This is a genomic window from Dielma fastidiosa (genome assembly GCF_000313565.1).
GTDB classification, from domain to species: Bacteria; Bacillota_I; Bacilli_A; order Erysipelotrichales; family Erysipelotrichaceae; genus Dielma; species Dielma fastidiosa.
This window is the reverse complement of record NZ_HE578929.1, coordinates 18,237-38,251: the sequence shown is the minus strand read 5'-3', so window position 1 is coordinate 38,251 and position 20,015 is coordinate 18,237. Positions and strand designations below refer to the sequence as shown.

Below are 20,015 nucleotides of genomic sequence, written 5' to 3'. Positions count from 1 at the left end.
GGCTCTGGCTTCATGTATTGCAGATAAAGGAAAGTAATCATTCGTACCATATCTTGCTTTAAACTGTTTTTGTAGAGAGACTGCATCCTTGACACCATGAAAACAAGTTAAATAGAGTTTCTTATAAGCTGTATGCAGCATTGAGTTATACAGGATCAAATCCTTCTTAATACAATTCGCATCTTCTTCTGATAACTCATTATAATAGAAACGATTTGAATAAGATAAACACTTCATGGATGTTCCCCCCCCTTGAACAAAAAAGCATCCACTGAGATTCGATTGATACAAAGGAAACTAGGTGATGCTTATAAGAAATTTAATGATTAAATAGATTGTTTTTTATTACTTATAGTATACCATATTCACACGATGATTTCATCTGATTTTATCATTTTTTAGATACCTCTTCATAATGAGATATCAGTGCTTAGATGCTTGAAAATGAAATTTCCTATATAACAAAAAAAGCGATAACTCATAATGAGTACCGCTTGTTTCATTAAATGGGGCGACTGATGGGATTCGAACCCACGCATGACGGGACCACAACCCGCTGTGTTAACCGCTTCACCACAATCGCCAGATAGTTGCTTAGCGAGTATTATTATATCTAAAAGCAACTAATTTGTAAAGCCTTTTTTTGAAACTTTATAAACATTTTCGTGGATTCCATATAAGATCAAGAAAACGCTGAATTAATAACGATCGGCTAAGCCGCTGACAGCTTATATAATGAATAGAAAACCTGCTTACGATCAAGCAATTCATTAAAGGTGCCGCTCTCACACAGCGTTCCATGATGCATAACTAATATTTCATCAAACTGCGCAAGTGTTTCTGCCTGAAGCCGATGTGTCACACAGATACATGTCTGATTCTGGATTGATAAAATAGCTTCCTCAACCTTTTGCGCTGTTGCGTTATCTAAGGCTGAGGTTGCCTCATCAACAAACAGAATCGGCGTATTTCTCAGCAATGCACGGGCAATCGCTACCCGCTGACGTTCACCGCCGGACAAGTTTTTGCCGTTTTCACCGCATCGATATGCCATCCCCTTCTCTTTTGAAACTTCTGCTAAGCCGCTGATTGCAATCACTTTTTCCAATTCATCTTTATCAAAATCCTTATACATTGAAATATTAGCATGCAATGAATCATCGAAAATAAACACATTCTGCTGAATCAATGATAAACACGCAGATAACGAGGCTGAACTGATACGATTAAGCGGCTGATCATCATAATAAATATTGCCGCTGGCGGCGTCTATATAGCCCATTAAAAGATTCAGCAGAGTTGATTTGCCGCTGCCGCTGCTGCCGACAATGGCATAGCGTTTATTCTTCTTAAAAGTAAAATTAATACCTTTAAGTATCGGCTGATCCGTATAACCAAAGGTTAGATTTTCAACTCGAATTGCCTCATTAAAGGCCGTAAGCTCATCATGCTTAGTATCCTGCTCACAGGCCATCAAAGTCTGCAGCCGTTCAATCAGTGCCGCACCCGCTTGATAACCGCTGTATAAAATAGGCAGCTGCTGAAGCGGTGCGATAACATAATTAAGCAGCTGAATAAAAGCGATCACAGCCGCAGCTGAAATTTCACCCTGAATGGACAGATACGCGCCATAACCAAAAACAAGAAAATTAATGATTGATGAGGCAAGCATAGAAAGAACTTGGATAAAATAATTTAAACCGCGGCGTTGTTTTTTATCCATTTCAAGCGATTGATTTCGCTGATTGAATAATGTCTGAATTTCCTTTTCAGACTGAAAACTCTTAATAATGGAAAAACCGCCGAATAAATTTTTAACTAAAGAAGTAAAAGCGCTGTTGCCCTCAGAGACATTTTTTTCCTTTTCAGCAAGCTGACTGCCAAAAATTATAGAAATCAGAAAAGGCAGAAAACAAGCAAATAAAACACATAAGGCCAGTTTCCAGTTTAAATAAAGCATTGCCGCAATACCGCTGATCAATAAAGACAAATGAGTAAAAAAACTGATTCGGGCACTCAAATAATTCGTCTCAATAGAATTAATATCATTGGTCAGTGAGGAGATATAAGTACCCTCATCCGCTTGCTGAAAAGCTGTAATACTTTTCTTTAAATAGCGCTCAAAGCATGTTTCTTTAAACTGAATCAGCGCTTTTTGGATATATCGGTTAGTAAAACTATTAGCCAGTTGGGTTATCAGCAGATAGATAAGCAGATAAACGATACAGATTACCAAGAGTCTAACCAGCTCAGACAGCGTACCGCCGCCGGCAATTTCCATCAATGCCTTCAATATGAACGCTAACGCGATTGACAGAAAGGATTGGATGATTGCCAGGCATACCGCCGCTGTCAGATTTAACTTATTATGCTTATTAAATTGTTGTTTGATATTCATTGATTCATTCATTTTTTCTTCCTTTTCCAGAAAACAAGGGAAGATGACGATCATTCAGGTTCATATAGTAGAGATTCGTTTGACTGTCTATCAATGCCTTGGCAATAATTAAAAATGGCAGGATCTGATTATCGCCGCTCAGCTGATAAGAAATCAGCAGTTTGTCCTCAGTCTCTATTTCTGTGCGATAGAGCCAGCTGCGATCTGTCATTTCATCTAAAATCATCAGTACCGCCGCTTCTTCGATCTTCAGTCTTGAGACAATCAGTGAAGCCGTAAAGCTCTGCGCTTTATTCGCAAAAATGAACAGCAGAATCTTAACCGTATCAGGTTTCGCAAGGAAGCTGAATAATTCAGTATAGTCTGCGGCGTCAGCCAGCTCCTGATTAAAACCGCCTTTAGGTTCAGGGAACAGCATGAAATAATGAAATTCCTTTTTCAAAAGCATGTATGCCACTCCCTCATCCAAGCTGATCAGTGATTTCATAAACATTTCAGACTCCTTGGGCAGCTGCGGCAGGTTATCATAATAAATATTTTTCACAAGATCAATACCGACTAAACCGCGGATCATTGCCCAGCATATTTGAAAGGCATGTTCAAAACGTTCTTCTTTTGATTTATTAATTAAATCGATCAGTACATCGTCAAATATATTACGGGCAGCTGTCTCGCTGCGGCCATAAAGCGAATCGATACTGACATGAAAATAATCGGCAAGCAGCGGCAGCATTTCCGCATCCGGACTGCCGCCATGTTCCCATTTAGAAACCGCCTGCGTACTGACATTTACTGCCCGGCCCAATTCTTCCTGAGTAATTCCTCTTTGTTTTCTTAATTTATAAATTGTTTCACCTAAATTTGTTTTTTTCATCAGCGCGCTCCTGAATATATCAATTGATAATTTAATTATAGGTCTTCTATCAGTTGAATACAACCAACTATTTCGCCATAAAAATCAACCATTAGTTTAATAAATCAATCATCAAGAAAAAAAGACTCAAAATGAGTCTTCAAGCTAATATTTAAAACAGTTCAGTTCATGATCATCGATGATCCCAATCGCCCCTAAATAAGAGTAAACTGTAATGCTGCCCATGAATTTCATGCCGCGGCGGATCAGGTCTTTGGAAATCATATCAGAAAGCGGTGAGGTTACCGGTATTTGATCATCAGTATTTTTAATCACCTGACCCTTAGTAAAACTCCAGATATATGCGTCAAAGCTGCCATATTCCGCTTGAATCTGCAAGAACACCTGACTGTTGGCGATCATTGCGTTAAACTTGCGGCGATTGCGAATCAGCCGCGGATTACTCATCAGCTCATTCAGCTTTGTCTCATCATAGGCGGCAATCTTCGCGCAGTCAAAGCCATCTAACGCTTCTCTGAATGCCTCACGCTTTTTCAAAACGATAGCCCATGATAAACCAGCCTGAAAGGATTCCAGGATCAGCAGTTCATATAAATGCGCGTCATCATGTGATGGAACACCCCATTCATGATCGTGATAAGCACGCAGAATCCCTTCTTTATCATTTGCCCAGCGGCAGCGGCTGCATGGTTCACACATTATCATTCACCGTAAAACCGGCGTGATTGCCCCAACCAAATTCTCCGCAGCCAGCGCCAAGCTCAAAGTGATATTTTGCTATGCCGAGATCTACCTGTTCAATTTTACGTTTTTCAGGAATAGAAGCATATGCTGTTGATGCCTTCCATGTAAAGATGACAGGCTGGGCATTTAATGCAGAAGGTGCCAGCAAAGCCGCCTCAACACCATATTTGAACCACTCCGGCGGTGTGCCTTCCAGCTTTGTACACTGAGCATATGTTTTATGCCGGCGATGAATCACTGAAGTAATGACTTTCTCTTTCATTGATATTGTTTCTTCTCCATAACCAACGGCAATTACCGCCACCAGCTCCTCATGCGGCAGCAGCTGACACCGGCAGTCATTCTTAGAATAAGTACCGCCCACCCAACATGTGGCAAGATTGGAAGCCGTTGCTCTCAGCACCAGCATTTCACCATAATAACCCAGCTTCTCATAAAGATAAGGATCATCACTTGAACCCACTAGGGCGATGAGATGACGAACACCACGGAACATGCCATAGCTCTTCTTTAAAGAATCAAATGCCTCCGGATTATTTAAAAGCAGCTGAATATGCAGACCGGCCGTTTCATTAATCTGATCAATAGCACTCACCAGCATATCGGCTGGAATCATTTTATCCTGAAAGGATCTTCTTGAATGACGCATTTTTATCGCTCTTAACAGCTGTTTATTCTCCATCCTATTCACTCACTTTCAGCCATCATCAAAATCATGGTCTTGGTTTTAGTATATCACAGGTTTATTCCTGATGCGCATAAATCATCAGTATTCTTCATTGCATTAAGCTTGCTGCTGAGCCATTGACAGCCTGCCCATTAAGATATATTTGCCGGAAATTTCCGTTACATAACGCAGAACCAGATGCAGACAAAGCCGCTTGCCCTCGGCAGGCAGATAAGTATAATCAATCGCCTTACTGACTTTATCATGAATCGCATTTCTGAATAGCTCAATCATCGCCTCTTGATCCGATGCGGCCACTAGCTGAAGCATATCCGGTGCCTTTAATGCCTGATCCTCATAGCCAAGCAAATTATAATAACTCGCGTTAACCCGGATCAATTCTACTTTATCTTCCGCAAATTCATAAATAACCGCTGCCTCATTGCTTGAATTAAAGAGCTTTTTAATCTGTGGATCATTTAAAAACAGCTCATCATAAATATGCTTACTCTCACGATAACTGTCAAAGCTATGTATTTGATAATGTCCCTGCGGCAGATATTTAGTCTCATAATATTCAACAGGAATTGGTTTTTCATAATAATAGCCCTGCACATAGTCACAGCCTACACTGCGTAAAAACGCAACCTGTTCCATTGTCTCTACCCCTTCGGCAATAACTGGAATATTAAGCCATTTGGACATTCGAATCACCGAAGCGATAATATTTTCACCGCGGCCGGCAATTTTAGTTTTTGATAAGAAGCGCATATCGATTTTCAAAATATCAACATCCATATCCTTTAAAATATTCAGCGATGAATAGCCGCTGCCAAAATCATCCATCATGATCGTAAAGCCATGCTTTTGAAGACGCTCAATCGTCTCACTCAGCATGATCGGATTATCCGTATAGGCGCTCTCGGTCAATTCCAGATTCAGCAACTCAGGCACAATCTGATATTTACGAATTAATTCAAGAATCATATCGACCAGTTTCGGATTATATAAATCAACCCGTGAAATATTGACTGAAATCGGATATGGCTGATAACCATTATCCAGCCACTTTCTCAATAAGATGCAGACTTGTTCCCATATATAAAAATCAAGCTTGGTGATAAACCCGTTTTGTTCAAAGATGCCGATAAAATCATTGGGCGCCATAATACCGCGCTTAGGATGATTCCATCGAGTCAGCGCTTCAGCCCCGCATGGCTTGCCATTTTGAATATCAATCTTAGGCTGCAGATAAATGATAAATTGATGGTTTTCTAACGCTGTATTCATCTCATTGATGATTTCCTGTTCACGCGCTAAAGAGACACTTAAGCTTTCATTATAATAGGCAAAGCATTTAACATAGCTTCCTTTGCATTGCTTGGCAGCTAAAGCCGCCCGGTTATACATTGACTCAACCGATAAAGAACGATCCTGAATTAGATAGATGCCCATTGAAGGTACAATATCATAATCTGTATTATATTCATAAAGATAATTGCGGATCAGTTCAACAAGATTGGTTTTATTCAAATCAGCATAAGGCAAACAGATACAGAAGATATCAGATTCCATGCGGCCATAGGAGCAGGCGGCAAGCTGACTGGCAAATTCTTGAATTCTATTCGCGATATAACACAGCAGGCGGTCACCTTCATCAGTGCCGAAAAATGAATTAATTAATTGAAAGCGATCAATATCAAAGCGCACGAAAGCATACAGCTGCTCACTGTCTGCTTCAATCATCTGTTTAGTCACCTCAAAAAATTTAATTTTATTATAGATACCAGTAAGACTGTCATATTCCGCTAAATATCTTAATTGCCTGAATGCGGTCAGCTGAGATCGTTCGACGGCATTTTTAATGCGCAGCAGCAAAACTTGATTCTGATAAGGCTTGGCAATAAAATCCCATGCTCCCTGCCTTAGCGCGCAGACCTCATCTTCCAGCTGACTGCCAATTACAAGGATCGGCAGGCGCTGATCCGCTTCTTTTACTTTTAAATAATTAAACAGGCGCTTGGAGCGTTCGCACGAAAGATCAGCCATTAAAATGACTGAAACCGTGTCAGCATTGGCTTTCAGTAATGAAATAGCCTGCTGTTCATCAACCGCGCTGATCACCTGATATGCTTCATCAAGCAAAGCTGTCAAAGACTGAGACTGATCAGTCTGCGGCTCAATTAATAATAACGTTGCTTTAGATGCCATATAATGCCGCCTTCCTAAAGAAAGTGGAACTTAACCTTTTTAGCTTTATCATCCTTATGCCCGCTCTCTCTTTTCACTTCCCAGGTTTTATGAATTTTTATGTGGCTTCACTTTTAAATATGTTTGATAAAAGCAAAATAACACATACTAACATTAATATTGTAGCATATTAAAAGGCGGTGTCAATTTTAATTAATCATTAGTGATAATGTATTACCTATCAAGAAAGTGTAATATCAAAGATATAGGAGTTGATACTATGATCGCCGATCGAATCAAGGAATTGCGTGAGAAAAATGACATGACACAAAGTGACTTAGCCCGTAAACTAAGTCTGACAAGATCGGCCATCAATGCATGGGAAATGGGCATCAGCGTACCGTCAACTCAGTATATTGTCGAATTAGCTCTGCTGTTTAACACATCTACGGATTATATTTTAGATATGAGTGATGAATTGCTGATCAACATTACTAATCTTCAGGATGACGAAAAGGAATTAATCTTTAAGTTACTCAACTATTTCAGCAAGCCTTGATTCATCAGCATTTAAGCTTCGTACATTCAGACCCTCATAATATGACATGATCTGTTTCAATTTCGCAAGATCATCATTAAACGCTGTCGCACTGCCGCATGCCACCCCCATCCGCAGTGCTTTTTCATAGGATTGACTCTGCATATAGGCCGTTAAGAAGCCAGCAAGCATCGAATCACCGGCACCGACACTGTTTTTCACTTCTCCCGCCGGTGCGCTGCAGTAATACAGACGCTGCTGTTCATCTAGCAAAACCGCTCCGTCTTTGCCTAATGACACTAATACATTTTGAGCTTTCCGCTGACTGCAGAACATCATCGCGTCACGCAGCTCATTGAGGCTATGGATCGGCCTTTTCCAAAGCTCACACAGCTCACTGAGGTTGGGTTTAATAAGCCATGGTTCATATGCCAGACTGTTAAGCAGTGCTTCATTGCTCATGTCAACGATCAGACGAACCCCTTTTGATTTCAATAATGATAAAATCGAAGCAAATGTTGAACTGTCAATGCCCTGACAAAGACTGCCGCACAGCGCAGCCGTATCATCTTCATTCATCGTATCAAGAATTTGTTTCAAACGCTTGATAACCATCGCATCCGCCTTCGGACCGGCACCGTTGATTTCCGTCTCTTCACTGCCTTTCAATTTAATATTAATGCGTGAAAAACCTTCAGCCATAAATATTAATTCATGATCGATCCCTTTTTCATTCAGCAGGCGGTCAATTTCCAAACCGCTGAAACCAGCAGCTAATCCGATGGCTTTATTGGCGATACCAAATTCATTTAAAATTCTGGATACGTTAAAGCCCTTGCCGCCAGGATAAATCTTTTCTGCCTGTGAGCGGTTAGTTTCACCGTTTTTTAATTCATTAACCATCATTACATAATCTAAGGATGGATTTAAAGTTATCGTATAGATCATCAGTTGCCTCCTTTCACCACAGACGGGTGCTTTTCTTTAGTGTAACACAAAAGTCAGGCTCAGGCTGATACTTTATTCGACAGCGGTATCTTCATCAAAAAAAAGAGTACCCTTCCGCTCATCTAAAAGGGAAATGTACTCTTATGATAATTTAAAAATTAATTGCCTTTTTTTCTGCTTCTGCCGCCCGCTGATCTTTCTTGATATTTTCATCAAGACCTAACGCATAGGCACAGCCGGCAGATACTACAAATGAAATAGCCAGTCCGATCAGCATTACCGGGATTGATCCGGTATATGCCGGGAGGGAGATAATCGCCGGCATAGCATAAGTAATCGCTTTAGCCTGCATCATAGCAACAAAAGCACCGGATATTCCACCGCCGATGATACATGCCAGCAGCGGTTTTTTAAATCTGAAAGCAACGCCGTATAAAGCGGGCTCGGTAATACCGATAAAGGCGGAGATAAAAGCGGAGAAGGTTGATGATTTATTTTCAGCCTTTTTAGCTCTTAAAAATACGCCGAAGCACATACCGGCTGCTGCCATGGTTGCGACACAATCAACCGGTGCCAGCATATCATAACCCAATGTGCTTAGGTTGCCTAACTTGATAGGTGTCATAGCCATATGCATGCCCGTCAGAATAACGAAAGGTCGGGTAGCGCCATCAATTAAGCCGCCCAGCCACGGCGCTACATTAAAGAGCCATTTAAAGCATTCACCAACCCCAATACCGGCATAATAACCCAATGGTCCAAGAATCATCAGACTCAGCGGAGCCATAACCAGCAAGGTCACGATTGGAACGACTACGACTCTCAGAAAGGAGACCGTATGTGCATAGATAAATCGATACACATAACTCATGATCCATACAGACAGCAGAATCGGAATAACTGTCGATGAATATTTAACCAATGTCACATGAATGCCAAAGATTTCAACACTGCTGCCAGCCCCGGCTATAATTGTAGGATACATATAAATACCCGCCAGCACCACAGCCATCGTCATATCGGTTTTAAACTTTTTAGCCGCGGTTACTGCCAGCAAAAACGGAAGGAAATAGAAAGTCGCATCACTGGCTGCATTCAGCATCAGATAAAGACCCGTCTCATTTCCCATAATACCATATGTAGTAAGCAAGGTAAGCAGACCCTTTAAGATACCGGCACCGGCAAACGCAGGAATAATTGGATTAAAGCAGCTGGATAATACATCAAATAAAGCATTGATTGAAAATTTCTTTTTAGCTTTTAAATCATCTAATTTTTCATCAATTCCTTCATTCTTTTCCAGTCCGGCTAAAACGCATATTTCATCATACACCTCAGTTACAGTCTGACCGATAATAACCTGAAGCTGACCGCTGTTTACATTGGTTCCCCATACGCCGCTTAAGCTTTCAATTTCATCCTTATTTACTTTATCAAAGTCAATCAGATTAAACCGAAGCCTTGTAGCGCAATGCAGAAAATTTGATATATTCTCTTTCCCACCAACATTTTTTAATATTTGCTCTGCTAATTTTTTATTTGAACTCATGCTGAGTACCTCCTGATTCTATTCCAAATCCATGCCATTCGATGCAATACATTTTTGATACCAAGCAAAAGAATCTTTTTTATATCTAGCCAATGTGCCTTTTCCATAATCATCCTGATCCACATAAATCACGCCATATCGTTTGCTCATTTCATGGGTTCCAGATGAAATCAAATCAATAATGCCCCAGATATAATATCCCTTTACATCTACACCGTCTTTAACAGCTTCCAGCATTTGCTGAATATGCGATTTTAAATAATCAATGCGATAAGGATCGTGAATGGAATGGTCAGCTTCCAGTTTATCAACTGCTCCCAAACCATTTTCCAAAATAAAGATCGGCTTATGATAACGATCCCACATCTGATTCAGCGAATAACGCAGACCAATCGGATCTTTCTGCCAGCCCCATTCACTGGCTTCCAGATATGGATTTTTACCGGCAATGATCAGATTAGAATTTGTCTTTTCTAATTCATCTGTGTTGGCACTCGTTACCAATGACATATAATAGCTGTATGCAACCCAATCACTGGTATTTTCACTTAATATTTTTCTATCCTCATCAGATATTTTAATATTAAGATTATTTTCCTCATAAAAGCGATCCATATAAGCTGGAATCTTTCCTAGCAGCAAAGTATCTGTATAATAATAATTTTCATAATTCTCATCCAACACTGTCTGCATGACATCCTCTGGCTTACAAGTAGCAGGATAAGTGGTAAAGCGGGCAATCATACAGCCGATCTGCGCATTTGGATCGATTTCCTTGGCACATTTTTTAGCTATCGCATTAGCGACTAATTGATAATGAACACATTGATAACAGCTTTGTTTAAAGTTCTCCTTTTCAACATCCGGGAATAAGCCAGCCCCCATATAAGGGATAAAAATGGTTGCATTTATTTCATTAAATGGCAGCCAGTATTTTACTCTGCCCTTATATCTTTTTAAAATAGTGCGCACATAGCGTTCCCAATAAATCAAGATTTCCGGTGTTTTCCAGCCATCCTTATGTTCAATCAAATAAAGCGGTGTATCATAATGATTCATTGTTACCATTGGCTCAATGCCATATTTTTCTAATTCACTGAATACATCATCATAAAATTTCAAACCCTCTTCATTCGGCACTTCCTCAATACCCCGCGGGAAGATCCGCGGCCAAGAGATTGACATGCGGAAGCTTTTCAATCCAAGTTCAGCAAATAGTTTGATATCTTCCTTATAGCGATGATAGAAGTCAATGCCGTAACGTTTTGGGTATAGTCCGGTTCCCTTTTCCGCATGCGCTTCCCTTAGCATTTCCATACTTACCGTTCTTTGCTCATGCAGATCCGTTCGCTTTAAAAAAGGTCTGTAAGGCTTCATATCCCCTAATGTTAAGCCTTTCCCGCCTTCATTCCATGCTCCCTCACACTGACAGGCAGCCGTAGCACCGCCCCATAAAAAATCTTTTGGAAATTCCTTCATACAATACCTCCTAATGGTTTCTTGTTCCACGATTAAAGTATAAATGGTATAATTATTTCAGTCCATTCAATCCTTTTCCTCTTCTTGAGGCATAAAAGTTAATAGTCATTTATATTATATCGAGGTGTGCCAATGCAAATTAATCAGCGTCAAAAAAGCCTTATTCAGCTCTTGTTAAGTCATTCAAAACCGCTGCATGGTTCAGAGATTTCTCAGCGCATCAATACAACTACCAGAACTCTGCGGCAGGATATTGCAACGATCAATACATTTTTTCATCAAGAAAATTTACAGATTTACTCAAACCCAAGCAAGGGCTATTGGATTGAAGAGAATGATAAGACAGCATTTATTAATTATATTAAAGAATCAAAGAATGATTTGATTCCTGCCAATCAGAATCAAAGAGAAATTGCGATTTGTTTTTATCTTTTAGAGCATGATTATGAATATACGAGTATGGGTTTATTGGCTGATTTATTCTATGTTTCAAAGACGACCATTTCAAATACTATTAAGCATATAGAAGAAATTGTTATGGCATCAAAAGGGTTGCAGCTATCGATATCAGCAAAGAAAGGATTGCAGATTCTTGGTTCTGAATATGCTAAAAGAAACTTATATTCTTCAATCATTCTCCTTTTTTATGAATTGGAAGGCGCTTATATTAATCGGTATATTGTTGAGAATTATGATGAGCTGCATAATTTTGAAACGCTTTACCAGATTCTCATGTCCTATTTGACGCAAATAAAAATCATGCTGACCAATAAGAGCCTCATGATTATAACCAATGAATTATTGATCAGCGCATATCGAAACAGGATTCAGCAAAAAAACATTGAAGCAGCCGTGGATTCTTCAGCAAGCATCGATCTGCCTTTTGATGATATTGAAAGACTCTTAAAATTAAAATTTTCCGAATATGATAAGCAATATCTAAATCAACTGGTTGCTAAAAAAAGAAGATATAATGCAATAAACACAAACGAAGAAGCAATTGATGTGCTGACAAATAAAATTATCGATGAGTTTTATGAAGCCGCTCTTTTAAGCTTTGGTTTGCAGCTGCATCAGCAGCAGCCATTAACTGAGCATTTATCAGCGATGATTTATTATCATACAACGGTTACCCATTCTGAATTTAATGACTTGATTAATTTAAAATTAACCCATCCCTTTGCTTATCAGGTTGCTTCCTTGATGAATCCAATTATCAAAAAATACACTGACAAACTGCTTACAGAAAATGAATTAAACTCATTAACTGCCCGGCTGTCAGTTATCCTTGACGGTAATATAAAAAAATTAAATATAATTATTTTGACTGATCTCAGTACCAGCTTGACTGAACTGTTAAAAACTGAATTAAATTTATATTTTGGACAGCTTTTAACGATATCGGGTATTTATCCGCTTTACAGAGCAGCGGCAGCGGCGAATCATGATCAGATTGATTTAATATTAGCTACTTCAAGAGAAGCTTCTCTGCAAGGCTATGACATAATTCATATCAGTCCTGTATTAACGATGGATGATACTATGAAAATCTTCGCTTATATCAGGAACCATGTGCCTTCCTCAAGGTGTATTTAATCAAAATGAGAGGGTGTCCCCTCTCATTTTATAATTTGTGTTAAAGTAGATGTCATTCCCTTTGCTTCATAATTGATAATCGGCAAACGAATGGGAAAAGTGACGGTTACCCGATAGCGCTCATTGATATTTATGATCCGCACATCGCATTGATCACAATACCGCTTGCCCTCTTCAATCAGCGCGTATACAGAATCATCTAAGCGATTCTGATGTTCAATCTGCATTATCGTATAATTCTGCAGATAGCGGGCTTGGTTGTAGTTCATCATAATTTCCACAAAACTTATACCAAAGACAATCATCGGCAAGGAAAATAACATGATAAATCCAAATTCAAAGGCGCCTTTCATCGTTAATCTCCTGTTTCATAGATACCGGTCATATTATCCCATTGCTCCGTAATCGTATCCTGCATCGTATTGCGGAATGTTCCGGCAAACGCAATCATTCCTGTAGCGATGATCGTAACAATCAGCACTAATGTGTATTCAAAGTTGCAAAGAAAAAAAGTTTTTAATAGATGTGATTATGCACAATGGGGAAAGAAAAAACGAGACTAATGAAATCTCGTTTTTTTAAGCACCCAGCAATAATGACAAATAGCCTTTTGCTACTTTAATTTTAACACATTTAAACATTTTAGCATTACCATAATTTACCAAATTTCGTAAGTTACAAAAAATCAAAGAATAACGTTAATTATTACAAATACTGAAATCATAAGGTTTCATGGTAGTTTTATCTGAAATGGTGCATTTTTTATCATAGGCAATATTTATAACATTCAAGGATATAGTAATAAAATTGGTAATTTATGGAAATAAAAATGTTTTATTATTAATGGTTTTAACGTTAAATTTGTGTGATGACAAATAAAAAGCCTTGCACAAGGCTAAGGCTCTTAAAGATTGCTATATATTGGATGTCCTGGATACTTTATTTTACATTCTTTAATATATGCTTCGACAACATCCGATCCAAACCTCTCAACTAATATTTCGAATACTTTTCTGACATTATTTTTATGTACACTCATATTGAGTTCATAAAGATATTGCACGCCCAAAAACTCTAATTCATTCAATTTCTTTTCCATTATGGCAGCACCTCCTGTGCCATAATTATAGATTAAGAAAAAAGGTAACGAAACTGGTAATATTTACCATTTATTTATACCTAGCTTCCTTTCATACTCCCACACCTCATCCTCATATATTTTGAGGTCGTTGTTTGCTTCGGGGTGTTGGTTACAGTACACTTTAAATTTGCGTAAATGCTGATTGATGATCTTTGCGCGATACATTGGATCAGAAACAAAGAGAGCCTTATTATACCTTAGCTTTTGTCTATCTAAAAAGCCCAAGAAGGTAATCATATAATATCACCTTTCTTAAATCTTTTTCTGCATTCTATTTCGTAAGCTTTTACCTTATCCTCACCAAATTTTTGTATCAATTCTTTGTAAACTATTTCTTGATCATGATTATTTATTGCTCCGAACCATTCGTAAAAATATTGAATATGCCAAAACTGATCATCGTTTAATTTTATCTTCCTCATGTCAACACCTCATTAATATTATAAATCGACATGAGGATATAAAGTTTTGGAATTATTTACCAATTATGATGCCATCAACTACTAACTGCTTATCAATCTCTTTGCTAAAATCTTCTGCAATGTTTTCTATTTGTTCTACTGTTAACTCAGGGCAATTTTTACATAGCTGATTGATAAGTTCTATTTCACACATCTCTAAAAATTGAAAAATATCTATTTCCATTTTCATATCACCCTTTTTCAGCATTATAGCACCTAGTAAAATAATGCCTTGTCGAACATTGTCATACTTAGTAAATAAAAGTACATTTTTAATTTTTTACTTTATATAATATAATGAAAGAAAATCAATTTATTTCTTAATTTATATTGACAATACACCTTATATAGTGTATAATATAATCAAGGAAGGATGAAAGGCAATGGATAATATAAAAAGCTTGCTTGATATAGTAACCTCAATAATCTGCTTAGCAACGGCGATAATGAGTTACAAATCAAACAAGCCCAAACGCAAAAAGCGTAAGAGGAAGTAAAATTCCTCTCCCCCTTTTGGGGGTATCTATATTATACCATAAAACTAAACTATGAACACTAACAAAACAATCATTATCACCACAACTATCATCTGTATCTTTATACTCGGTTCAGCTGATAAGTCGTCATTATTAGGTATTGCTGCTAGTATGATTGCTCTAGCTGCTATTATTATCAATGTTATAACACTATACAAAGTGAGGTGAAACAATGACGAAAGATGAATACCGCTGTGAAATCAATAGACTATCCGCTTATGTAACTATGAAAGAATTATTGCGAGATATGGGCATTAACGCATCTAATTACTATGCTTTCATGGCAGGTGAGGATCGTCGCTTGGGTTCAGGTGCGTGTGACCGCATCATTGAGGCATTGAAACGCAGACCTATTTCACCAAATTGATTTTAAAAGCTTCAGGAGTCCTCTTTTGGGGCTCTTATTTTATTCTTGTATATTCCAACAGATCCGCTATGCTGCAGCCCAATGTATCACATATCCTTGCCAATACATCAACATCTAAGCGTTTAATAGTGTTATTACAGTAAGCATTAACCTGTGACATTTGCATATCTGCCCGGTAGCTGAATTTAGTCTTACTTAACCCTGAATTCTTAATTAATTCTTCTAAATGTATCTTTATTTTACCTTTTCTCATGATAATTACCTCTTTAGATATGAATTTACTATACAAATTTACAGCTTATATTTATATCATATCAATCTTAAAATGAATATACAATACAGATTTGCACATATATTGTATAGGAGATGAAAATATGTCAGAAGAATTCGGCAAAGTAAGAATGCGACTAAACGAAGTGATGAAAGAAAAAGGTATCAGTAAATCAAAATTATCATTTAAAGCTGAGTTGCAAAGAACGCAACTAAATCATTATTGCGATAACAAGATTGTAAGAGTTGATTTTGATATTTTGGGTCGTTTATGCACTGCGCTTGACTGTGATATTACAGATTTACTTGAATACATACCGCCTGAAAACAAATAAAAAGCGCTCACCCTCTTAATTGAGAGTGAGCGTTATTTTTATTTTGCATTACCAGTCCATTTACCGTTTTTACCTAATTCATAAGTTTTTCCGTCCGTAAATTTAACCCATTTATTCGCCTGCATGATGCCGTTTGCAGGGTTGAAATAGAACCACCCCCATGTATCAGATCCATTTGATATAGGTAACCACTTCCATCCTTTAATCATATGACCTTCAAAAAAGTAAAACCAGCATCCGTCAACTTGCTGCCATCCTGATGGTGTGTCATAACTGATTCGAGCATACTCGGCCCAAACAGTCCAGCCTCTGCCCTTTAGCTTGGTGGTAAGCACTCCCCATCCTCCGAGTGATTCGGATGGTGTACATTCTACGACTTCACCATTGCCAATGTATACGCCGACATGCCCAGGCATAAAAACAAGGATTCCCGGTCGTTCCGGTAAAGATGCAATCTTGCCCTTTATTTTTGCTCTTGCAAGCATGGTTGCTTCGTTTTCATCTTCGGCAACTTTATAATTAGCGGGGTTATCATCCCATAAAAAAGCCTTGATAAGTCCGCAGCAGTCAAAAGCTTGATAGCCCTGATCGACGTATTGCTGAAGGATATTTCTATTCTGTTCATTCCACGCAAGCTGCCGGCATTTTTGATTTAAAAATGCTGTCGTCAAAATCTGACCGAAAGAACCCAAGACATAGATAGTCTTAGGTTCAGCAGCTTTCTTCTTTACATATTCTACTAATTCTTTAGATTTTTTCATTTTTCCTCCTAACTTAAAAGAGTGCCTTCGCGCAGACACTCTTTATATAAATCTTTGATATATTTTGCTTGTACCTCTATCACTCCATTAGCAATATCATGTTCCTCGATGAGTTCTTCATAACGGGTTATTTGCTCAATGATATGGATAAATTCATCTTTTGTGTGCTTGCGTTTATTATGGCAAGAATTAGCAAAATCCAATATCTCACCACGCATATCACGGACGTCCTTTTCATAATTTTCTTGTCGCATGGTAGCAAGTTCTTTTTCTATATCATCGATTCTTTTGTTGATACCCTCGTTCATCAGCTTACCTGCCCATTTTAATAAATGAGATATAGGATTTACTTTTATAGGTGTTATCTCAACACAGACGCTAATAATAGCGATGAGCAGCAGGATGTTCTGCTTGATCCATTCCATTGTTATTCCTCAATGTAGGCTTTCACTGCTTCATTTGCTGCAAGCTGCTTTTTCATTTCGTTCAGTGCTTCATCCACCCAAGATGCAAATGTATCAAACGGAATTAATGCGACCCATGAGAACCGTTCAACCGCCCAGTCATAAACAAACCTTAATTTAAGCTGTCCTGTGCCGCCTCCTAGCTGTTTTTCCGCCTCTGTGACCGCCAATAGAAGCCACTCTTTAATATTAGCTATCTGTTCAGTTGTCGGCTTATTAAGCCACTTTTTGACAGCTAGAAAGCAAACAAAAAGCACTGTCAAGAGTGCCACAATCATAAACCAGTTATTCATTAGATAGTTCATCTTTCTTTTCCTCCTTCAGATGTTTTATTTCAGATACTTTGATCCAAGCATTGCTGAAGCATTCAGTCCCCCAGAACGCGAACACACAGATCGTCAATTGACTGTCCAGTGTTGTCATGGATCGGTATGCCAACAAAAAAGACGCCATAACATACAGCGTCAAAAAACTAAAACTGATATACATAATCTTTTTAGAAAAGCGGATTGGATCACGTTTCTTTTTCTTTTTAACTAATTCGTAACCAAACATTATGTTACTCCATTAGTTTTATTAATGCATTATACTGACTTTCACTGATGCGATTCGCCAGCATATATACATCAAGTTTAAATTTAAGTGTTTCTTTCAATAAATCATTAAAAACACCATCTCTTTTTTTGCTGTTGATATGCTTTTCAAGCATTTCATAAGTTGTCATTGTAAAACTCCTTTCTTTAAATTCCTAATTCTTTCAAACAAGCCATATATTCTATGTTCAGAGCTTGTTCGATTTGTATGTCTAATATCTGCTGCATTAATTCCCTATCAGTTAATTCCGGCAGTGGTTCTGGCTCAGGCGCCGGCATAATCTTTTTATCCGCAAAGTGCTTCTGTGCCTGTTCCAGCTGCCAACAATCTTCAAGACGTTCTTTCTCTTCATCAACTTTGATTACAATTTCTGAGTAATATAAAAGTGTACCATTGCAGTACACTTCAAATAAATCATTCTGTTTTTTGACCTCTACATCAAACACCGGCACTGTCAATACAGCAAGATATTCTTGCAGTTCTGCCATCGTAACATCGTAACCATCTAATCTGTTAATCATGTCTGTACCTCCTACCTTACCAAAATCTTAAATGGCTGTTCATTGATGTACGGATAGCCGTCAAGCGGCATTGAGGATACCTTTGGTACGCGATCATTTTCGATTGCCATGTACATATAACATTCTTCCTGCACATCATAATAGCCTTCTGCGTCCGACTCGTAATCAATAATAGATAAGTTAGAAGGTCTAACAAACCTCACTTGCATCGGTGACGGTATCTCTGAAAACGGTTTAACCTGAACACCCTTTTTAACTACTGCTACAAAATCTATCATCATCGCACCAACAGCCCTGAGCTTGCTATCTGTTGTATCCATCGAAAACGCCTTAATTGATTTGCGGTCCATGTTATAAACAAGCGATCTTGAAATATCGATTGCATTGATGCTTGCTCCTGATGGCACTTGTTGAAATGTGTCGTTTACACCTATCCAACTATAAGACATCCCATCTCTTGGACTGCTGTAAGAACCGCTCTTATATATAGATGCTGATGTAAGTCTCGGAACCCATGTGCTGTACAACTTCTTTTCTTTTGTATCAATAACGATGTTTTCCCTTAAATAGATATACGCCGAATTGCTTGTATCTAAATACCATCTAGGATTACTTGAACTGCCACCCCCTGTTGGCACATATATAGCGTTAGTGGTTTCGTATTTAACTAAACCGTCAGAGGCTACACTTTTTCTTGCACTCTTTATTTGACTTGCAGAATTGCTGAACAAGGTACTAAAAATACTTAATTTTTTTAGATATGCAAATTCAGGATCATCTGTGACATTTGTATACACTCCAGTTAATGCATTGTACAAGACCATCCTCACTGATTTTAAATCAGCATCAGCATGTTTACCAAATATCATAATCTCATTATCACCGTAAGGGAAACAGCCATAAACCCCTGCTGATGATTGCGTGTTACTGGAGTTTTGACCGCCTACATTAAATCCCATGTCCGCGGTACTTATGCCTAATACAGTAACAGCTTTTGTTGATGCATCAAATTTAATAATGCTTGTGTATGTAGTGTTGGCGCTTGACGATGTACCGCTATCTGTACGAAAACCAAACATGTACGCAGTATTACCGAGTGTGCATACAGATACATAATCAGTCATTTTTCTTGGCAGTGCAATCAGATTAAAGACATATTTACTATCTTGCGTTTCATCGATCCTTATATTTAAAATGGATGAAAAATCGTTGGAAATCAAATAAACATCATCATTATACGTCATGTTTAAAGCAACATAATTTCCTCCTAAAACTGATTTATTCGAATACTCTGACATCATTTTTCTTTTTAAAACAGTTTCCCACGTATCTAATTTGTATATTTCGATGTAAATGTAAGAATCGTCATTACCTTGCTGTAAAAACACAAGATAATTTTTTGTATAAGCATAGGTATATAAACCGCTGTGATAAGGTTCAACTACATTTTCATTTTCTAAATCCTTAAATGGTCGCAGATTGCCGGCCTGTGCAAGCAGATACCACGGGGATATAAAATCACTAACTAAATTATTAGCAGATATACCCCCCCCCCGCAATATTTAAACTATTTTTAATCATA

Annotated in this window: 26 protein-coding genes and 1 tRNA gene; 4 read left to right on the top strand and 23 right to left on the bottom strand. The window is 38.1% G+C overall.

The features are described 5' to 3' along the window. From DAHG_RS21450 to DAHG_RS19710, 7 genes are all read right to left on the bottom strand, one after another. Nucleotides 1-237: hypothetical protein (locus DAHG_RS21450; protein ID WP_026880992.1), on the bottom strand; the 237-nt coding region annotated here is incomplete at its 3' end. A gap of 270 nt (nucleotides 238-507) precedes the next feature. Further along, a tRNA-His gene (locus DAHG_RS13690) sits at nucleotides 508-583 on the bottom strand. 129 nt (nucleotides 584-712) lie between these two features. Next, a complete protein-coding gene (locus DAHG_RS13685) occupies nucleotides 713-2,410 on the bottom strand; it encodes an ABC transporter ATP-binding protein (protein WP_022938916.1) in 1,698 nt (565 codons plus the stop codon). Then, nucleotides 2,403-3,272 (bottom strand): helix-turn-helix domain-containing protein, encoded by an 870-nt coding sequence (locus tag DAHG_RS19715; RefSeq protein ID WP_022938915.1) that lies wholly within the window; start codon nucleotides 3,270-3,272, stop codon nucleotides 2,403-2,405. The genes DAHG_RS13685 and DAHG_RS19715 overlap by 8 nt, the downstream gene beginning before the upstream one ends. A 144-nt stretch (nucleotides 3,273-3,416) precedes the next feature. Continuing rightward, nucleotides 3,417-3,971 carry a DNA-3-methyladenine glycosylase I gene (locus tag DAHG_RS13675; protein WP_022938914.1) on the bottom strand — a complete coding sequence of 185 codons (555 nt, stop codon included), beginning with the start codon at nucleotides 3,969-3,971 and terminating at the stop codon, nucleotides 3,417-3,419. Continuing rightward, nucleotides 3,964-4,698: a nitroreductase family protein gene (locus DAHG_RS13670; RefSeq protein WP_022938913.1), complete on the bottom strand. Its 735-nt coding sequence runs from the start codon at nucleotides 4,696-4,698 to the stop codon at nucleotides 3,964-3,966. Before DAHG_RS13670 ends, DAHG_RS13675 begins: the two co-directional genes overlap by 8 nt. A 102-nt stretch (nucleotides 4,699-4,800) precedes the next feature. Next, entirely contained in the window at nucleotides 4,801-6,894 is a 2,094-nt protein-coding gene (locus DAHG_RS19710; protein WP_022938912.1) for an EAL domain-containing response regulator, read from the bottom strand. Between the two features lie 259 nt (nucleotides 6,895-7,153). On the opposite strand from DAHG_RS19710, the gene DAHG_RS13660 reads away from it, so the two are divergent. Continuing rightward, the gene (locus DAHG_RS13660; protein WP_022938911.1) at nucleotides 7,154-7,432 is read left to right on the top strand and encodes a helix-turn-helix transcriptional regulator; all 279 of its coding nucleotides are present in this window, start codon (nucleotides 7,154-7,156) and stop codon (nucleotides 7,430-7,432) included. Here DAHG_RS13660 and pfkB read toward each other — a convergent pair. The 3 genes from pfkB to DAHG_RS13645 all read right to left on the bottom strand — a co-directional run bounded on the left by pfkB (nucleotide 7,406) and on the right by DAHG_RS13645 (nucleotide 11,387). After that, nucleotides 7,406-8,359, bottom strand: coding sequence for a 1-phosphofructokinase (pfkB, locus tag DAHG_RS19705; protein ID WP_022938910.1), 954 nt, complete (start codon nucleotides 8,357-8,359; stop codon nucleotides 7,406-7,408). The two genes, DAHG_RS13660 and pfkB, sit on opposite strands and share 27 nt — an antisense overlap. A gap of 151 nt (nucleotides 8,360-8,510) precedes the next feature. After that, nucleotides 8,511-9,908 (bottom strand): PTS transporter subunit EIIC, encoded by a 1,398-nt coding sequence (locus DAHG_RS13650; RefSeq protein WP_022938909.1) that lies wholly within the window; start codon nucleotides 9,906-9,908, stop codon nucleotides 8,511-8,513. 18 nt (nucleotides 9,909-9,926) lie between these two features. Then, the gene (locus DAHG_RS13645) at nucleotides 9,927-11,387 is read right to left on the bottom strand and encodes a glycoside hydrolase family 1 protein (protein WP_022938908.1); all 1,461 of its coding nucleotides are present in this window, start codon (nucleotides 11,385-11,387) and stop codon (nucleotides 9,927-9,929) included. Between the two features lie 132 nt (nucleotides 11,388-11,519). Here DAHG_RS13645 and DAHG_RS13640 point away from each other — a divergent pair, with 132 nt between their 5' ends. Then, nucleotides 11,520-12,983 carry a BglG family transcription antiterminator gene (locus tag DAHG_RS13640; protein ID WP_022938907.1) on the top strand — a complete coding sequence of 488 codons (1,464 nt, stop codon included), beginning with the start codon at nucleotides 11,520-11,522 and terminating at the stop codon, nucleotides 12,981-12,983. 23 nt (nucleotides 12,984-13,006) lie between these two features. Here the strand turns inward: DAHG_RS13640 and DAHG_RS13635 are convergent, their stop codons facing one another. The 5 genes from DAHG_RS13635 to DAHG_RS13610 form a co-directional block, all read right to left on the bottom strand. Beyond that, nucleotides 13,007-13,336, bottom strand: a complete 330-nt coding sequence (locus DAHG_RS13635) for a hypothetical protein (RefSeq protein WP_022938906.1) — start codon at nucleotides 13,334-13,336, stop codon at nucleotides 13,007-13,009. Nucleotides 13,337-13,338: 2 nt separating this feature from the next. Continuing rightward, nucleotides 13,339-13,464: a hypothetical protein gene (locus tag DAHG_RS22015; protein WP_022938905.1), complete on the bottom strand. Its 126-nt coding sequence runs from the start codon at nucleotides 13,462-13,464 to the stop codon at nucleotides 13,339-13,341. Between the two features lie 423 nt (nucleotides 13,465-13,887). Continuing rightward, complete coding sequence (locus DAHG_RS13625) at nucleotides 13,888-14,082, bottom strand: hypothetical protein (protein ID WP_022938904.1); 195 nt, start codon at nucleotides 14,080-14,082, stop codon at nucleotides 13,888-13,890. A 275-nt stretch (nucleotides 14,083-14,357) separates the two neighbouring features. Then, nucleotides 14,358-14,546, bottom strand: coding sequence for a hypothetical protein (locus tag DAHG_RS13615; protein WP_022938902.1), 189 nt, complete (start codon nucleotides 14,544-14,546; stop codon nucleotides 14,358-14,360). Nucleotides 14,547-14,598: 52 nt separating this feature from the next. Next, nucleotides 14,599-14,769 carry a hypothetical protein gene (locus DAHG_RS13610; RefSeq protein ID WP_154653434.1) on the bottom strand — a complete coding sequence of 57 codons (171 nt, stop codon included), beginning with the start codon at nucleotides 14,767-14,769 and terminating at the stop codon, nucleotides 14,599-14,601. 524 nt (nucleotides 14,770-15,293) lie between these two features. Between DAHG_RS13610 and DAHG_RS13605 the strand changes: the two genes are divergently transcribed. Further along, the gene (locus tag DAHG_RS13605) at nucleotides 15,294-15,488 is read left to right on the top strand and encodes a hypothetical protein (protein ID WP_022938900.1); all 195 of its coding nucleotides are present in this window, start codon (nucleotides 15,294-15,296) and stop codon (nucleotides 15,486-15,488) included. Nucleotides 15,489-15,522: 34 nt separating this feature from the next. Here the strand turns inward: DAHG_RS13605 and DAHG_RS13600 are convergent, their stop codons facing one another. Next, nucleotides 15,523-15,741, bottom strand: a complete 219-nt coding sequence (locus DAHG_RS13600) for a helix-turn-helix domain-containing protein (RefSeq protein WP_022938899.1) — start codon at nucleotides 15,739-15,741, stop codon at nucleotides 15,523-15,525. A gap of 121 nt (nucleotides 15,742-15,862) precedes the next feature. On the opposite strand from DAHG_RS13600, the gene DAHG_RS13595 reads away from it, so the two are divergent. Continuing rightward, nucleotides 15,863-16,093 carry a helix-turn-helix domain-containing protein gene (locus DAHG_RS13595; RefSeq protein WP_022938898.1) on the top strand — a complete coding sequence of 77 codons (231 nt, stop codon included), beginning with the start codon at nucleotides 15,863-15,865 and terminating at the stop codon, nucleotides 16,091-16,093. Between the two features lie 38 nt (nucleotides 16,094-16,131). Here the strand turns inward: DAHG_RS13595 and DAHG_RS19700 are convergent, their stop codons facing one another. Genes DAHG_RS19700 through DAHG_RS13560 form a run of 7 tightly spaced genes read right to left on the bottom strand, consistent with a single transcriptional unit; the run spans nucleotide 16,132 to nucleotide 19,992 of the window. After that, nucleotides 16,132-16,854, bottom strand: a complete 723-nt coding sequence (locus DAHG_RS19700) for an NlpC/P60 family protein (RefSeq protein WP_022938897.1) — start codon at nucleotides 16,852-16,854, stop codon at nucleotides 16,132-16,134. A gap of 8 nt (nucleotides 16,855-16,862) precedes the next feature. Continuing rightward, a complete protein-coding gene (locus DAHG_RS13585; protein ID WP_022938896.1) occupies nucleotides 16,863-17,279 on the bottom strand; it encodes a hypothetical protein in 417 nt (138 codons plus the stop codon). A 2-nt stretch (nucleotides 17,280-17,281) separates the two neighbouring features. Next, nucleotides 17,282-17,623, bottom strand: a complete 342-nt coding sequence (locus DAHG_RS13580) for a phage holin, LLH family (RefSeq protein WP_022938895.1) — start codon at nucleotides 17,621-17,623, stop codon at nucleotides 17,282-17,284. Next, entirely contained in the window at nucleotides 17,604-17,873 is a 270-nt protein-coding gene (locus DAHG_RS13575) for a hypothetical protein (protein ID WP_022938894.1), read from the bottom strand. Before DAHG_RS13575 ends, DAHG_RS13580 begins: the two co-directional genes overlap by 20 nt. A 4-nt stretch (nucleotides 17,874-17,877) precedes the next feature. After that, nucleotides 17,878-18,042, bottom strand: coding sequence for a hypothetical protein (locus DAHG_RS21190; RefSeq protein ID WP_022938893.1), 165 nt, complete (start codon nucleotides 18,040-18,042; stop codon nucleotides 17,878-17,880). Between the two features lie 16 nt (nucleotides 18,043-18,058). Continuing rightward, the gene (locus tag DAHG_RS13565; RefSeq protein ID WP_022938892.1) at nucleotides 18,059-18,433 is read right to left on the bottom strand and encodes a hypothetical protein; all 375 of its coding nucleotides are present in this window, start codon (nucleotides 18,431-18,433) and stop codon (nucleotides 18,059-18,061) included. A gap of 11 nt (nucleotides 18,434-18,444) precedes the next feature. Next, nucleotides 18,445-19,992 (bottom strand): hypothetical protein, encoded by a 1,548-nt coding sequence (locus DAHG_RS13560; protein WP_022938891.1) that lies wholly within the window; start codon nucleotides 19,990-19,992, stop codon nucleotides 18,445-18,447. Between the last annotated feature and the right edge of the window lie 23 nt (nucleotides 19,993-20,015).